This is a genomic window from Paenibacillus tyrphae, from assembly GCF_027925525.1.
Taxonomy (GTDB): Bacteria; Bacillota; Bacilli; order Paenibacillales; family NBRC-103111; genus Paenibacillus_G; species Paenibacillus_G tyrfis_B.
The window spans coordinates 277,505-293,058 of sequence record NZ_BSDJ01000005.1; the positions used below are offsets into that span (position 1 = coordinate 277,505).

The 15,554-nt window shown below is 56.6% G+C and carries 12 protein-coding genes; 8 read left to right on the top strand and 4 right to left on the bottom strand.

The window, feature by feature from the left end:
• Positions 1-10 precede the first annotated feature (10 nt).
• The 5 genes from QMG93_RS08500 to QMG93_RS08520 all read left to right on the top strand — a co-directional run bounded on the left by QMG93_RS08500 (position 11) and on the right by QMG93_RS08520 (position 5,186).
• Positions 11-880, top strand: coding sequence for a sugar phosphate isomerase/epimerase family protein (locus QMG93_RS08500; protein WP_281935376.1), 870 nt, complete (start codon positions 11-13; stop codon positions 878-880).
• Positions 881-920: 40 nt separating this feature from the next.
• A complete protein-coding gene (locus QMG93_RS08505) occupies positions 921-1,979 on the top strand; it encodes a Gfo/Idh/MocA family protein (protein WP_281935378.1) in 1,059 nt (352 codons plus the stop codon).
• Positions 1,980-1,994: 15 nt separating this feature from the next.
• Positions 1,995-2,879 (top strand): sugar phosphate isomerase/epimerase family protein, encoded by an 885-nt coding sequence (locus QMG93_RS08510; protein ID WP_281935380.1) that lies wholly within the window; start codon positions 1,995-1,997, stop codon positions 2,877-2,879.
• Between the two features lie 3 nt (positions 2,880-2,882).
• Complete coding sequence (locus QMG93_RS08515; RefSeq protein ID WP_413789274.1) at positions 2,883-3,683, top strand: Gfo/Idh/MocA family oxidoreductase; 801 nt, start codon at positions 2,883-2,885, stop codon at positions 3,681-3,683.
• A gap of 351 nt (positions 3,684-4,034) precedes the next feature.
• The gene (locus tag QMG93_RS08520) at positions 4,035-5,186 is read left to right on the top strand and encodes a cation:proton antiporter (protein ID WP_281935382.1); all 1,152 of its coding nucleotides are present in this window, start codon (positions 4,035-4,037) and stop codon (positions 5,184-5,186) included.
• Between the two features lie 56 nt (positions 5,187-5,242).
• Here the strand turns inward: QMG93_RS08520 and QMG93_RS08525 are convergent, their stop codons facing one another.
• The 4 genes from QMG93_RS08525 to QMG93_RS08540 all read right to left on the bottom strand — a co-directional run bounded on the left by QMG93_RS08525 (position 5,243) and on the right by QMG93_RS08540 (position 11,360).
• Positions 5,243-6,829, bottom strand: a complete 1,587-nt coding sequence (locus QMG93_RS08525; protein ID WP_281935384.1) for an extracellular solute-binding protein — start codon at positions 6,827-6,829, stop codon at positions 5,243-5,245.
• 81 nt (positions 6,830-6,910) lie between these two features.
• Positions 6,911-7,786, bottom strand: coding sequence for a carbohydrate ABC transporter permease (locus QMG93_RS08530; RefSeq protein ID WP_281935386.1), 876 nt, complete (start codon positions 7,784-7,786; stop codon positions 6,911-6,913).
• Between the two features lie 29 nt (positions 7,787-7,815).
• Positions 7,816-8,796 (bottom strand): ABC transporter permease, encoded by a 981-nt coding sequence (locus tag QMG93_RS08535; protein ID WP_413789275.1) that lies wholly within the window; start codon positions 8,794-8,796, stop codon positions 7,816-7,818.
• A gap of 281 nt (positions 8,797-9,077) precedes the next feature.
• The gene (locus QMG93_RS08540; RefSeq protein WP_281935387.1) at positions 9,078-11,360 is read right to left on the bottom strand and encodes a helix-turn-helix domain-containing protein; all 2,283 of its coding nucleotides are present in this window, start codon (positions 11,358-11,360) and stop codon (positions 9,078-9,080) included.
• 188 nt (positions 11,361-11,548) lie between these two features.
• On the opposite strand from QMG93_RS08540, the gene QMG93_RS08545 reads away from it, so the two are divergent.
• The 3 genes from QMG93_RS08545 to QMG93_RS08555 are packed head-to-tail and all read left to right on the top strand — an operon-like array spanning position 11,549 to position 14,939.
• Positions 11,549-12,631, top strand: a complete 1,083-nt coding sequence (locus QMG93_RS08545; RefSeq protein WP_281935389.1) for a hypothetical protein — start codon at positions 11,549-11,551, stop codon at positions 12,629-12,631.
• Positions 12,628-13,371 (top strand): N-acetylmannosamine-6-phosphate 2-epimerase, encoded by a 744-nt coding sequence (locus tag QMG93_RS08550; protein ID WP_281935392.1) that lies wholly within the window; start codon positions 12,628-12,630, stop codon positions 13,369-13,371. Before QMG93_RS08545 ends, QMG93_RS08550 begins: the two co-directional genes overlap by 4 nt.
• Positions 13,368-14,939 (top strand): FAD-dependent oxidoreductase, encoded by a 1,572-nt coding sequence (locus QMG93_RS08555; protein ID WP_281935394.1) that lies wholly within the window; start codon positions 13,368-13,370, stop codon positions 14,937-14,939. The genes QMG93_RS08550 and QMG93_RS08555 overlap by 4 nt, the downstream gene beginning before the upstream one ends.
• Positions 14,940-15,554 lie beyond the last annotated feature (615 nt).

The following is a 15,554-nucleotide window of genomic DNA, read 5'->3' on the forward strand; positions in this document are numbered from 1 at the left end:
GGATGTACGCATGAAATTGGGATTGAGCACCTATAGTTTATACCGGGCTATCGATAAGAAGGAATTAACCGTAACGGAAGCCATCCGCTGGATTGCCGACAATGGAGGCGAGCATGTGGAGATTGTGCCGATCGGGTACGACTTGACGGACAATCCAGGGCTGATTGAAGATATCCGCAAGACTGCTGACCAAGCGGGACTTGATATTTCCGGCTACGCGGTCGGCGCAAATTTCGTGCAGGCCACTCCGGAAGCATACGAGCAGGAGATTGAGAAGACGATGCGCCAGGTTGATATCGCCCGCGACCTAGGAGTAAAGCGGATGCGTCACGACGTCGCGTCACGCCCGATCCCCGAAACGTCGATCCGCCAGTTCGAAGCAGATTTGCCCAAGCTCGTCGAGGCGTGCCGCCGTATCGCTGACTACGCAGCGCAGTTCGATATCGTCACAAGCGTGGAAAACCACGGCTTCTACTTACAAGCGAGCGACCGGGTGCTCCGGCTCGTGCACGAGGTAGATCGCGCCAACTTCAAGACGACGCTGGATATCGGCAATTTTCTGTGCGTGGATGAGGACCCGGTCAGCGCCGTTTCGAATAACATTCCGTTTGCGTCCATGGTGCATTTAAAAGACTTTTACCGCCGTCCGTCGTACCGCAATCCGGGCGAAGGCTGGTTTAAGTCGACCCACGGCAATTTCCTGCGGGGCGCCATTGTCGGACAAGGCGACATCGATATGCCAGAGGTTGTCCGGGTGCTGAAGGCTTCGGGGTATGACGAGTACTTGTCCGTTGAATTCGAAGGCATGGAAGACCCGAGGACCGGTTCGAGAATCGCTATGGACAACGTACGTCGGTTGTGGCAGGAAGCCGTAGTGTAATCCGAAAAACAACAGGAGAAGCAGGAGGAACAGGGGAACGATGAGCAAAATCAAAATCGGAATAATCGGAGCGGGCTCCATTTCGGAGCAGCATTTCAGAGCCTACAGCCATCATCCTGAAGTGGAAATTTATGCCGTTTGCGATTTGAACGAGGAACGGGCAAAAGCGAAGGCCGAAGCGTACGGCGCATCCAAAGTATTCACCAATTACCGTGACCTGCTGGCGCTGCCGGACATTCACGGCGTCAGCATCTGCACTTGGAACAACACCCATGCCGAGATCAGCATCGCGGCGCTCGAAGCGGGCAAGCACGTGCTCGTGGAGAAACCGCTATGCCAGACGGTGGCCGAAGCCTTGAAGGTGGAAGAAACGGTGCGGCGGACGGGCAAACTGCTGCAGGTCGGCTTTGTACGCCGGTACGGCAGCAATACGGAAATTTTGAAAAAATTTATCGATGCGGGCGATCTGGGCGAGATTTATTACGCGAAGGCCTCTTGTCTCCGTCGTCTCGGCAACCCGGGCGGCTGGTTCTCGGATATCAAGCGCTCCGGCGGTGGGCCGGTGATCGATCTGGGCGTGCATATTATCGACATTTGCTGGTACCTGATGGGCAAGCCGAAGGTCAAGTCGGTTTCGGCCAATACGTACAATCGCCTCGGCAACCGCTCGAACGTGGAACACCTGTCTTTTTACAAAGCAGCCGATTACAATGCGGCATTCAATACGGTCGAGGACGTTGCTAATGCGCTCATCCGCTTCCAGAACGGGGCAAGCCTCATGGTCGATGTCAGCTTCACGCTGCATGCGAAGAAGGATGAGATATCCATCAAGCTGTATGGAGACAAGGGCGGCGCGGAACTGGAGCCGGAGCTTGCGATTATCGCAGAGAAGTACGATACGATTCTGAACGTCGCGCCGCAGGTAGACCATCCTTCGTTTGATTTTATTGCTGCATTCCAACAGGAGATCAACTATTTTATCGACAGCTCGCTCGGACGAACGGAAACCCGGAGCCCGGTGGAAGACGGCGTCGAAGTGATGAAAATGCTGTGCGCCATTTACGAATCGGCCGCCCAAGGTCGCGAAATCGAGCTCTAAGGAGGAGCGGAGGTTATGGCATTGACGAACAAGATCGGAGTTATTTCGGACAGCTTCAAGCTGCCGCTGCGCGAGAGTCTGCTGAAGTCCAAGGAGCTCGGCGCCGACGGCGTGCAGATTTGGGCGACCAAAGGGGAAATGGACCCCGCGAATCTAAACGTTGACGCTCGGAAAGACCTCAAGGCTTATCTCAATTCGATCGGGCTGGAAATTTCCGCTTTGTGCGGCGATTTGGGCGGACACGGCTTCCAAGACAAGGAGGCGAACCCGGCCAAAATCGAAACATCGAAGCGAATTCTCGATCTGGCGCTTGACTTGGGTACGAATATCGTGACGACGCATATCGGTCTGGTGCCGGAGGACCCGGCCGATCCGATCTATGCCGAGATGCAGGACGCTTGCGGCCAACTGGCCCGTTATGCCTCGTCTGTCGGCGGTTATTTTGCCATCGAGACCGGTCCCGAGACCGCCGTACATCTGAAAAGCTTCCTGGACAGCCTCGGCTCCAAAGGGATGGCGGTCAACTTCGATCCGGCCAATATGGTCATGGTGACGGGCGACGACCCGGCCAAAGGCGTTCATACGCTGAAGGACTATATCGTCCATACGCACGTGAAGGACGGACTGCGGCTGCGTGAAGCGGACCCTCGCGCCATCTACGGCTCCCTCGGGTACAAGCCGATGGATCACGAGGAGATCGCGCGGATGGTGAGCGCAGGCGAGTTTTTCCGGGAACTGCCTCCCGGCGAGGGCGCCGTCGATTTCGACGCGTATTTCCAAGCGCTGCAAGACATCGGGTATACAGGCTATTTGACGATCGAGCGCGAGGTCGGCGATCAACCCGAGGAGGATATCCGCAAAGCGATTCAGTTTATCGAAGCGTACCGGAAGCGGGGCTAAGGTATGGATGCGGCGCTGCGCATAGGCATCATCGGGCTCGATACGTCGCATGTAACAGCGTTTACGAAGCTGCTGAACGATCCGTCGGATGCCAACCATGTGCCGGGAGGACGGGTGATCGCGGCTTATCCGGGCGGTTCCGCAGACTTCCCGCTCAGCATTGGCCGGGTAGGCGACTTTACGCAAGAGCTGCGGGAGCAATATGGCGTGTCCATCATGGAAACGCCGGCAGCCGTAGCGGAATCGGTCGATGCGCTGCTCCTCGAATCGGCCGACGGAAGGGTACATTTGGAGCAGTTTCGCGCCATCGCACCATACGGCAAGCCGGTATTTATCGACAAGCCGCTCGCGTTGAGCTCGCGGGAGGCGCATGAAATCGCCGAGCTTGCGCAGCAATACGACATTCCGGTCATGAGCACTTCCGCGCTGCGGTATTCCGAAGGTCTTGTCCACGCTCTGGCGGAAGCTGACGGAGCCATTACGGGAGCCGATGCCTTCGGACCGATGCATTTCGAACCTACGCAGCCGGGATACTACTGGTACGGAATTCATACGGCCGAGCTGCTGTATCGCGCCATGGGCACAGGATGCAGGGAAGTGACCGTGACGGCAAACGACGATTTCGACGTCATTACCGGTATCTGGCAGGACGGGCGGATCGGTACGGGGGAGCCGGCGACCCGGTCAAGGCTTCGGCGCCACGCTGCACACTGGCGGAGGACCGCGCCTGGTCGACGTGTCCAAGGACGGCAGACCGTTTTATGCCAGCTTGCTGGTCGAGGTCATGAAGATGTTCAGGAATAGAGAGCCGGGCATTCCGCTGACGGAGACGCTGGAGATCATCCGTTTCCTCGAAGCGGCCAACGAAAGCCGGGCGACAGGACAGCAGGTTAAGCTGTAACCGGCGGGAGGCCGTATTATCGCCCCAAGCCATATTTCTTGCGGCATTGTTGAAACCGAAATCGCATCCTTGCGTATAAGTATCGTAACGTTAGCTATCCTTGGAAAATCAAATAGGAAATACCCGGAGGAGCCTGTCACCTTAGCATTGCTATGTTTATTTTAGCAGCTATGGTCGATGGGCTTCTTTTTGTATGTTTTTGCCTGAATATCCACAGGATAAGCACGATAACAACAGAGGGGCGGTCGGTCATTATGCTTATTTTTCAACTGGCTATCATTTTGCTTGCTTCCAAAATTGCGGGGGACCTCAGCGTTAAATTAGGACAGCCTTCCGTGCTCGGGAAGCTGCTGATCGGGATCGTCTTGGGACCGACGGTGCTCGGACTCGTCACGAATACCGATATTTTAACGGAAATCAGCCAAATCGGCGTCATTCTGCTGATGTTCATTGCCGGACTGGAAACCGATGTCGAGGAATTCAAGCATACAGGGAAGCCTTCCGCTTTTGTAGGGGTTGCGGGAATTATCGTGCCGCTGACCGCAGGCTTTTTGGCTGGGCAAGTGATGGGGCTGCCGGCGATCCAGGCCGTGTTCCTCGGATTGCTGCTGTCGGCCACCAGCGTCAGTATTTCGGTGCAGGCGCTGAAGGAAATGGGAAAGCTAAAGTCTCGGGCTGGGGCTACGATTCTGGGGGCCGCGGTCATCGATGACGTATTGGTCATCATCGCACTGGCGTTTGTGATGAGCTTTGCAGGGGGAGACGTGAATCTAGGAGTCGTTGTCCTGAAAAAAGTAGTCTTTTTCGCTGGAGCGATTCTCGTTGCATGGAAGGTCGTTCCATGGGTATTGAAAAAGTTCGCGCCTCTCCGTGTGACCGAAGCGGTCATATCCGCCGCTCTTATCATCTGCTTTGCTTACGCCTATTTGGCCGAATATGCGGGGGTTGCCGCGATCATCGGAGCTTATATCGCCGGTGTCGCGATCAGCGTAACGAAATACAAGCATGAGGTGTTCGAAAAGGTCGAAACGATCGGCTATTCGATCTTCGTTCCGGTGTTCTTTACTTCCATCGGCGTGACGGCGGAGTTCACGGGAATTGCCGGCAATCTTGGCTTAATCGTCGTACTAAGCGTTCTGGCGATTCTCACCAAACTGGTCGGCTCGGCGCTGGGAGCGAAATTCGCCGGCTTTGCCTGGAGACCTTCCTTGGGGATCGGGGCAGCCATGGTATCGCGGGGCGAAGTCGCGCTGATCATCGCCGCCATGGGGCTGGACGCCGGTTTGCTGAGCAAAGAGATGTTCGCCGTCCTCATTGTCGTCGTCTTGGTGACGACCCTCGTGACGCCGCCGATGATGAAATGGTTTTTCAAGGAGCCAAGGACTTCTCCATCCATGGAAAAGTGAAAATTGGAAAAAGAGTCCCGGACAACGATCTGGGACTCTTTGTGTCTAAACTTGCATTACTTCCACTGCGGGCCGGAGTAGCCATTCGCCTTGAGGCCCTCGTTCACTTCCTTGATGATCTGGGCGCCGCCTTTGTCGGACCATTCCTTGACCATTTTATCCCAATCGGACAGCGGCTTTTCGCCGAAAATCATTTTCGTTTGTTCCGTGTACAGGAACTTGGACAGCTCAGTATCCTTTGAGGCCTTCGTCTCGGAGACCACCGAGTTAACCGGATTGACGAGATGTTTCGTCTCGCCATGCATTTTCTCCAGGCTGGCCGCCAGTTCGCGCAATAGCGGGACGGTATATTCCGTCGAATAACCGTTGGACGTGTCATTAGGGGCCCACATCGTTTTGTCCGGCAAATAGTTGATCGGTGCGAGACCTTTTTCCTCGGCCTCGCGGCGCACGCTGCCATTCTCGATATTGTAGCCTTGGCCTTCTTTGCCGTTCAGCCAGTCAAAGTCGATATTGCCCGCGTTGCGCTGCTCCAGCGGCACAAATTTCCGGCCGTAGTCGAGCATCTCCAAAATTTTGTTCACTTTGTCCGGCTCCTTCGCCAGCTTCGCATTCAGCATCACGATGCCGTAGTAGCCGGGGGAGGAGGTGAACCCTTGCGAACCGTCCGGCGCTTGGAACGGGGGGACCGGCACGATTTTGGCGTTCGGGCTTACGTCAACCAGGCCTTGCATAGAGGTCGAGCTCATGCCGCGCGGTGTGCCGATGAAGATGCCCGCTTTGCCGGAATAGAACTCCTTGTTCGTCTGCGTCCAGTTGAGCAGGGCAAAGTCTTTTGTAATCGCGCCTTCCTTGTACAGGTCGGCCAGCCAGCCGATGTGCTCTTTTCGCGCTTCGGAGATAATGCCCGGGATGACTTGTCCATCGGCGTTTTTATGGTACCAGGCATCGAGATCCCAATAAGCGCTCATCCCGAAGCTCGGGTTAATGTTCGCGGACATGGCCAGTCCGTACGTATCGTTCTTGCCGTTACCGTCAGGGTCGTTTTTGGTGAAGGCGATCGCCACTTTTTTCAGCTCGTCGTAGTTTTTCGGAACCTCCAGCCCCAGCTTGTCCAGCCAATCTTTGCGGATGATCGGGGTTAGCTGGTAGTTCTCGGTTAAGTATTTTTGGACCGCGTATATTTTGCCGTTCACCGTTACCGCTTTTCGGACTTTATCAGGAATCTGCTTCATCGTCGGATACTTGTCAAGCAGATCGTCGAGCGGCAAAAAGGCTCCCTGTTTTGCCCATTTATAGAAATTCGAATCCGCTCCTTCCATGACGATGATGTCGGGAATTTCGCCCGAAGCGACGATGGCGCTCAGCTTCTGGTCGTAATCGGAGCGGACCACGTATTGCGGCTTGAAATCGACGTTGAATTTCTCGTTGATCATTTCCAGGCCCTTGCCTCCGGTTGGAGGAAACGCCCCGTAACGGTAGTCGATCATCGTGATCGTCTGTTTTTTCTGGCTATCCGTTGCGGCTCCGGCGCCTCCGGCGTTTGGTAGATCGGTCTTTGTGTCGCTGCCGCTGCAGGCGGACGTTAAGGTTATGGCTCCGACGAGCGCGGCGGCCGTCCATGTTTTTCCTCTGTAAATCATTTACAAGCCCCTCCCCATGTTTGGATCATACTCTGAAATTTTTGTTTATACAAGTTCGTATGTCTGACGGGATGCCCCAAGTCAGCCTTTAACGGACCCTAGCATCACCCCCTTGGCAAAATGCTTTTGCAGGAACGGATACACCACGAGAATCGGAACGGTCGCGACGATGATCGCTGCCATTTGGATCGTATCCGCCGGCGGAGCGTGTTCGAGCAAAATCTGACCGCTGCCAAGCGCCGCCTGCGCTTCTCCGACGACGACCATTTGCCGCAAAATGACTTGAATCGGCCATTTTTCCGGTTCGTTCAAGTACAGGATGCCTGTGAAATAATTGTTCCAGTGCATCACCGCATAGAACAGGGCGAAGGCGGCCAGCGAGGGCTTGGATAAAGGCAGTATGATGTTCCGGAACACCTTCAGGTCGTTGGCGCCGTCGATGACCGCCGCTTCGTGCAGCTCGTTCGGGATGCCGACGAAAAACTGCCGCATGACGATCAGGTTGAACGGATTGATGGCGATCGGCAGGATGAGCGCCCAGATCGAGTTCAAAAGGTGCGTTTCCTTCACGATCAGGTATGTCGGAATCATGCCTGCGCTGAACAGCAGCGTGAAGAGGACAAGCACCAGCATGATCCGTTGGCCAATGACCGGGCGGGCCAGCGTATAAGCGAAGGTGGACGTAAACGCCAGGTTAACCGCCGTACCGATCATAGTCACAAGCACGGTCACGCCGACCGAACGGACGAACGATTCCGAAGCGAAAATATATTCATAGGCGCTGAGCACCCATTCCTTCGGAAACCAGATGATGTCACGCTGCAAAAACTCTTTGTACGAGGCGAAAGAGACGGCCAGCACGTACCAGAACGGCGTCAGCATCATCAAGGCGATGAGGCCGAGCAGCAGGACGTTGACGATATCGATGAACCGGTCTCCCAGGGTTCGATGATGCATACGGATCCTCCTTCCGAAGCGGACGCAGTCTAGAATACGCCGTCGTCGCCGAGTTTTTTGGCTATATAGTTGGCCGACAGGACGAGCACGAGCCCAACAGCTCCTTTGAACAACCCGACCGCTGTCGCGAAGCTGTAGTCCGACTGTCCGATTCCCTTGAAGAACACGTATGTATCAAGGATGTTGCCGATTTCCATATTGAACGGATTCAGCAGAAGGAAGATTTGTTCGTATCCGGCATCCATGACATGTCCAAGCCGCAGGATGAGCAGGATGACGATCGTATTGCGAATGGCCGGGAGCGTGATATGCCACATTTGGCGAAACCGTCCCGCGCCGTCCATGGTAGCCGCTTCGTAGAGCTGCGGGCTGACGCCGGCGAGCGCCGCAAGGAACAGAATCGTTCCCCAGCCTGCTTCTTTCCAGATCACCTGAAGGATGACGATCGGCTTAAAGTAGCTCGGATCGGTCAAGAACGGAACCGGCTGCGCAAGGCCGAACCCTTGCTTGAGAAGATCGTTGACGACGCCGTTTCCTTTCAAAAAGATCGTACAGATTCCGATGACGACGACCCATGACAGGAAGTGGGGGAGATAAATCACTGACTGGACGATGCGCTTATAAGTTTGGTTGCGCAGCTCGTTCAGCATCAGGGCCAGTACGATCGGAACCGGGAAGGCGAATACGATTTGCAGAAACGAGATCGACAAGGTGTTCCACAACACCTGCACAATTTCCGGATCTTCGAAGATCCGGGCAAAATGCTTCGAGCCCGCCCACTCGCTGCCCGCAATCCCTTGAAACGGGCTGTAATCGATAAAGGCCATGTACAGCCCCGCCATGGGGACATAGCGGTAAATCAGGAAATAGGCGATGCCGGGCAAGCCGAGCAGCAGCAAGTACCGGTCCTTCCATAGCCGGGCCCGCAAACGTCCGAGACGGCTCGTGGAAGCGGTCTTACGAATAGCGGGTGAGGAGTGGGGGTGGGGGGACAAGGTGCTCAAGCACATTCCTCCTTGGGGCCGCAACGAACCGGAGGCGTTTACATTCCGACGGTTGCGAATCGTTGTTGTTGACCCGATTATCCGGGAAGGGACAAGTCACGGCAATGTTCCATTTTTCCTGGGTATGACAAAAAAGGATAAAGATCCGCAAAAAAGGAAAAAGCCGCGGAAGCGCGTCATGACGGGGTTTATCGCTATGGGGTAACGGTGAGGATAATGAAAAAACGCCGGTTCGGAAGGGCCCGAAGCATCGGCGTTTGAAGGAAAACAGCGGAAACGGAAGAGCTTCAATCGCCCCGAAACCGCTTGCGGTATTCGCCCGGCGGAAGCTGTTCGTGCTGCTTGAACACGCGGGTAAAATTTTGAACAGAGGTGTAGCTGAGTCTCTCTGCAATATCTTTGATCGGCATTTCCGTGTGCGCCAGCCATTCTTTGGCCTTGTCCATTCGGAACCGGATGAGATAATCGATAAAGTTCATTCCCGTCTCTTCCTTGAACATGCGGCTGAGCTGGGAAGGAGATACGCGAAGCCCGTCGGCCAATTGCTGAAGCGACAAATCCGTATCGAAGTGGTTATGAATAAACCGGATGACCTCGGTGGTCATGCGCTGTTGTTTGCCTGTATGCGCCAGCTCCAGCCGTTCGGCGATGGAGGGGAATACCGTGCCCGCCAGCCATTCCGCCACTTCGTTCATTGTCGTCATTTCGTACAGCCGCTTGTAAGGATCTTCCCCGAACACCTCGTGCGGGGCCAGCTCCAGTTCCTGCATGTAGAGAACCAACTCGCCGATCAAGTGGGCGAACAAGCCGAGCGCCGCATGGAAATGCCGGACGAATTGTGGCATGTCCCGAACCCATTCTTGCAGCAGCTCTGCGCCTTCGTCCGCTTTTCCCTGCATAACGGCGGTAATGATCCGCTTCTCCCGTTTGATTATATCACTTGCAAGCTGGTTTTCGGCCGGAACGACCTGCTGCGGCGTCAGCAGCTTGCCAGGACCGTACAGCAGCCTATAACCGAGCAGATCCCGCGCCTCCCGGTAGGCGTCGTTGATATCGCGATACGTCAGGACGGGATGAGAGCAGGCGATCGTGACAGTGAATTGAAAATATTTGGCGGAAGTATCGAGGAGCTTCTGTACGGCAAGCAGCAGGGTTTCCAATGCGGTGTCACCTTTTTCGAGTCCGACGATCAGGGCCATTTGGCCTGGCATGGTAATGCCGGATGCGCAGGAAAACGACTCCTCGAACACTTCCTCCATCATTTTGCGCAGGGCGAACATCATGAGGGACCGGTCTTTGTCTTGGTACTGCTGCTGAAAGCGGGCGTAGTCGTCAATATCGATCAAGCACACCGCATACCGGCTGCCCCGGAGCTGGAATCCGAACGTCTGTCGGACCCGTTCCGCCTCGCTGTTGTTCATTTCACCGCGCAGCAACTGATGCACGATCGTTTCTTTTAGATATGGCGATTGCTCGTTCAACTGCCGGCGCAACTGCTCGTTCGTTTGGAGCATCCCGGTTACGTAGGCATCGAGCACATGCCACTCGTTGCCGGTCCCGGCAGGGGAATTCTCGCGAGACGGGGGCAGAAGCCGCTGCAGCAGATGCTGTACGGGACCATACATCCGGGTGGAGCCGAAGCGGGCAATCAACACCCAAAAAGCGGCGAGCAGCAGCACAATCCCAAAGGTCGTCACTTGAATCCGGTCTGCTTGACGAGTCAGCTCCTTCTTAGGCGTCATGGCCACGTGCGTCCACCGCGTATAATCCGACTGTCGGACGGCAAGCTGGTACGTTTCTCCGCCGATGTCCGTCTCTCCCGGCTCGCCGGAGTAGTACCGGGTCAACCCGCTGGCGAACAGGGCAGGCCGGGTGCCGATTTCCCCTGGCGTCTTGCTGATCAGGACGACGCCCTTCTCGTCAAAGACGTACAGCTTGCGGTTCCCTCCTAAGGGAACATGCACGGCAAAGTCGGCCAGCTTGTCCTTCTGGATGTGAAGCACCAGGATCCCGCTTCCCTGTGTGTCGGAGAAAATCGGTACCGGCCTTAAATAGAGCAGTTCGTCCTGTCCAGGATAGGTGTCGGGCGGTACGATCTCGGAGCGAAAATGAGGCGGAATCCGGTCAATAATATTGCGGTAAGCGAATTCATTAAGCTCGATGAAGCCATGCTTGCTGGAATACACTTTGCCGAATTTCAAAAAGATGACGGAAACGTCATATTGAAACTCGGAGATGCTCCGCTGCTTTTGAATCGTATCGGCCAGCTCCTGCATTTCGTCCAAATATTTGCCAGAAGGCCCGAGCTGCACCGCTTGCTCCAAAGCCCGGTGATTGGTGAGCTGAATGGAAGCTTTATCAAGCCCGGCCCAGAACGAATCGACCTGGCGCTGCATTTCTTGTAAAACGAGCTGATGGTTTTGGTTGACCTCGTCTTGAATGGCTGCGGCGGACATGCGCGCAAGGACGGTTCCGGTCAATATGACGGGCAGCAGGCTGATGACGAGGGAGTAAACGAACAGTTTCCTTTTAAAAGACGTGTTGCGAAACCATGGGAACGGTCTCCACATGGACTTGCACCCCCGACTGGCCTAAAGTTGTTCTCACTTTGTCTCTATTGTTACATTAAGAGTAGTCTGTCCGGATGCGGACTGTCAAGGAAGGCGTGGGAAATTTCTCCAGAAAACAAAAATAATAGAGGAGAAATCCTCCAATTTATGATATAGTAATGGAGAATGCTGTCAGGGGAGAGTGAGTCATGGATTCCATCGTTTCATCCTTGGTTCGAACTTTAACGACCTATTTTACGGATTTGTTGGAACAACAAGCGGACGGCAGCCTCGGCATCCGGGATGACGAGCTTGGCGCTTTGGCGAGCTGCTGCACGACGGGCCAGGCCGCGGCCTTCTTCGTCCTGGATTATCGTTTGCATGGAGGAGAGGGGCTTGCCATCGCCTCGGGCTTGGCGGCGAACGTGCTCTTGCGGCAGCGGCCGGACGGAGCGTTCGGCCAGCCCTATTACGTCAAGCACGGCGACCCGGAAACGGTCGACATTGCGGAGATCGGTGCGGTGGCGAACAGCCTGTATCTGCTGCACCGTCATGCCGGTTCGGCGGAAGCGAAGGAAAGCCTGATCCGCTCGGCCCATTATTTGCTTACGGAAGTCGCGGAGGAGAAGCCCGGGGCTGTCTATAAAAATCCGAATGCACGGCATCATGACGTGCTGAACGGGGATATGTACGCGGCGCATACGTTCGCCCGGGCGTACGAGCTGAACGGGGACGCCCGCCTGCTGGAGCAGACCGTCCGCGTATTCCGCCACTTGATCGAACGGTTCGGCAAGCACGAGCCCGATTGGTGGCCTTACATCGAGCACTGGGACGGAAGCGTGGCAATGGGCAACAGCGTCAGCTATCAGGGGATTATCGTCGCCTTTGCGACTACAGCGCTGCCTCTACTCCCGCAGGAACTGCAGCGGCAGTGGCAGGAGACGGCGGAAGCGGCGGTGTGCCGGATGCTGGCTGCTATGAAGGAAGGGCCGAACGACGGCAACGAAGCGCCGTGGTGGTGTAGGGATTGGAGCAATGTGTGGGAGATCGATTTGGCGTTCACCCGTTACGCTCATCTCCCCGAAGCCCGCGATTATGCCGAAGGCCGTTTGAAGGAGCTGGACGACCGGCTAACGCGAGAGGGCTGGTCGGTGTTCGCGCCGAAAGGCTTGCAGCGCGATCCGGAGCGGGCTCCGGTCAGCACGACATTCCGGAAAGCGGCGACGTTCGCCGGTATTTTGGCCTCCATGAAGCTGGACGATTCTTGGGGCATCGGGAGGGAAAACCAATGACATCTATCAGACCAAAGCGGCTGCCTATGCCGCCCGGGTTGATCGTATCGTGCCAGGCGCTTCCGGGGGAGCCGCTGTACGGCGAAGGGATTATGGCCCGCATGGCGAAGGCGGCGGTTATCGGAGGAGCGGTGGCGATCCGCACGAATGGCGTAGACGATATCCGCAGCATTAAGGCCGCGGTACAATTGCCCGTGATCGGGCTGCTTAAGCGGGATATTCCGGGCTCGGAGATTTATATTACCCCCGAGCTGGAAGACGTGGAGGCAGTGCTTGCAGCCGGAGCCGATATCGTTGCACTCGATGTGACGAACCGGGAAAGCCGGCTGGAGCGGGTCGTTCCGCTGCTGGAGCGGATTTGCGAAGCGGGGGCGCTTGCGATGGCTGACGTATCCACGGAAGAGGAAGGGCTCGCCGCCGAGCGGCTTGGCTTCGACATCGTGTCCACGACATTGTCCGGCTATACGCCGTACAGCCCGCAGACGAAGGAGCCGGACCTGGAGCTGGTCCGGCGGTTGTCCGCCCGGCTGACCGTTCCGCTTGCCGCGGAAGGGCGTATCTTCAGCGCGGAAGAAGCGGAAGCGGCGATTGAAGCGGGGGCGACGTTCGTGGTCGTCGGCGGGGCCATTACCCGCCCGCAGCTCATCACGCAGCACTTCGCCGGGGCTGTGAACAGCCGTTTGGATGCGAAGCCTGCCGTGGCCGGAAGTGGGGAAGCGCAGAGGAGGTCTGGGCTATGAACCGGCAGTACGGATGTGACATTGCCGTGATCGGCGGCGGCATCGGAGGCTGTGCCGCAGCGCTTGCCGCGGCCGAAGCCGGGATGCGGATCGTGCTGACGGAGGAGACGGATTGGATCGGCGGACAATTCACGAGTCAGGCCGTTCCGGCGGACGAGCACCGCTGGATCGAACAGTTCGGCAGCACCCGCAAGTACCGGGAGTTCCGCAACCGCGTTCGCGGATATTACAAAGCGAACTATCCGCTGACTGCGGAAGCGATGCGCAGCGACCGGTTCAACCCGGGCACGGCCAGCGTCAGCCGCCTGTCCTGCGACCCGCGCGTCGCCTTGTCCGTGCTGCAGGATATGCTCGCCCCGCATATCCATGCGGGACGAATCACGCTGCTGCTCAACGTTCGTCCGACAGCGGCGGATACGGACGGCGATACGGTCCGCTCCGTCACGCTGGAGCATACACTGTCCGGCGAGCGCATTGTCGTCGAAGCGCGCTATGTGCTCGATGCGACGGAATGCGGCGACCTGCTGCCGCTAACCGGCACGGAATATGTGACGGGGGCCGAATCCCGCAGGGACACCGGGGAGCCGCATGCGCTCGAAGGCAAGCCGGAGCCGCTCGACATCCAATCGGTGACGTGGTGCTTCGCTCTCGATTACCGCGAGGGGGAGGTCCATACGATCGAGAAGCCGAAGGCGTACGAGTTCTGGCGCAGCTATCAGGCTCCGTTTCAGCGAGACCGGATGTTTAGCTGGACGCCGCTGAAAACGAACGAGGCGGTGAAGCGCTTTTCGCTGTTTCCCGAAGCCGAAGCTTTTTCGTTATGGGATTACCGGCGGATAGCCGACCGCTCGCAGTTTGCTTTGGGGACGTTCGACAGCGACTTGACCCTCGTCAATTGGCCGCAGAACGACTACTGGCTCGGCAATGTTTATGAGGTGCCGGAGGAAGTGCGGCAGCGTCATTTGGAGGGTGCTAAGCAGTTGAGTCTCAGCCTGCTGTACTGGCTGCAAACCGAAGCGCCCCGGCCCGACGGCGGGAACGGGTATCCGGGCCTGCGGCTTCGCGGCGATGTGACGGGGACGGCGGACGGACTGGCTAAGGCGCCGTACATCCGCGAATCCCGTCGCATCCGGGCGGAGTTTACGGTCAAGGAGCAGCATATCAGCCCCAAGGTGCGCGGTGCGAACGGTGCGGAGCCGTTTGTCGACAGCGTCGGCATCGGCAGCTACCGGATCGATCTGCACCCGACGACAGGCGGCCGCGAAGGCTTCTATATCCCGAGCCTGCCGTTTCAAATTCCGCTCGGCAGCCTGATTCCGGTGCGGATGGATAATCTGCTGCCCGCCTGCAAAAACATCGGCGTCACGCATTTGACGAACGGCTGCTACCGTCTGCACCCGGTGGAGTGGAATATCGGCGAAGCCGCAGGCGCGCTGGCCGCATACTGCTTGCTGCGGGGAGTTTCCCCACGTCAAGTGCGCCGCGATCCGGCCCGGCTCGCCGATTTTCAAAGTGCGCTGGTTCAGCGCGGCGTGGAGCTGGCGTGGCCTGTTATGGGGCCGGTGTAAAGGAAGGGCATAGGGCGGAAGCTTGTTAGGAGGGACGAGGTACGTTTGTGGGGGAGCGGGCTCTTGTGCTGCAAGCCGGTTATCGACCGGGTGCAGCGATAGGGGCCATCAGGTTTGGAGCGGGACGATCTAACGAGCGATTGATAATTTCCAGCCCGCGATGAATCCGGCGGTTCGATCTTTTGACGGAGATCGGTCTGCAGCATAGTTGGCATGAAGGCTTGCGGGCCTCTTAGCTTTTGTTTGCCAAGAGAACGAGCAATAGTGCCCGATTTTGAAAGATCATGGTCGCTTTCTCATGATTAATGAGGCGAATTATTAATGATATTAATTATAAAAATCGATAATTTGACCTATTCGGTGATTGAGAAGCTTCTAAAAAACGAGGAAGATTATCATCCGTTTGATCGGCGATATGTAGTTCTGAGGAAGGGACGAGGCGGAAGCTTGTGAGCTGAAACGGCATGAAGACGTTACCGGTCAAAATTAACGCGAAAAAGTTAAACTATGCCAAAAATCTCACGGTTTCCCATCCGAAAGTGAGCGAGCCTCTACCGCTGTGCAAGTTGGAGAGGCTCGCTTTTTCTATTTTCTTGGACATCGTCACGTCTAAAC

Coding starts and splice junctions, on each gene's coding strand:
- QMG93_RS08500 (WP_281935376.1), top strand. CDS start 11: ATGAAATTGGGATTGAGCACCTATAGTTTATACCGGGCTATCGATAAG.
- QMG93_RS08505 (WP_281935378.1), top strand. CDS start 921: ATGAGCAAAATCAAAATCGGAATAATCGGAGCGGGCTCCATTTCGGAG.
- QMG93_RS08510 (WP_281935380.1), top strand. CDS start 1,995: ATGGCATTGACGAACAAGATCGGAGTTATTTCGGACAGCTTCAAGCTG.
- QMG93_RS08515 (WP_413789274.1), top strand. CDS start 2,883: ATGGATGCGGCGCTGCGCATAGGCATCATCGGGCTCGATACGTCGCAT.
- QMG93_RS08520 (WP_281935382.1), top strand. CDS start 4,035: ATGCTTATTTTTCAACTGGCTATCATTTTGCTTGCTTCCAAAATTGCG.
- QMG93_RS08525 (WP_281935384.1), bottom strand. CDS start 6,829: ATGATTTACAGAGGAAAAACATGGACGGCCGCCGCGCTCGTCGGAGCC.
- QMG93_RS08530 (WP_281935386.1), bottom strand. CDS start 7,786: ATGCATCATCGAACCCTGGGAGACCGGTTCATCGATATCGTCAACGTC.
- QMG93_RS08535 (WP_413789275.1), bottom strand. CDS start 8,796: ATGTGCTTGAGCACCTTGTCCCCCCACCCCCACTCCTCACCCGCTATT.
- QMG93_RS08540 (WP_281935387.1), bottom strand. CDS start 11,360: ATGTGGAGACCGTTCCCATGGTTTCGCAACACGTCTTTTAAAAGGAAA.
- QMG93_RS08545 (WP_281935389.1), top strand. CDS start 11,549: ATGGATTCCATCGTTTCATCCTTGGTTCGAACTTTAACGACCTATTTT.
- QMG93_RS08550 (WP_281935392.1), top strand. CDS start 12,628: ATGACATCTATCAGACCAAAGCGGCTGCCTATGCCGCCCGGGTTGATC.
- QMG93_RS08555 (WP_281935394.1), top strand. CDS start 13,368: ATGAACCGGCAGTACGGATGTGACATTGCCGTGATCGGCGGCGGCATC.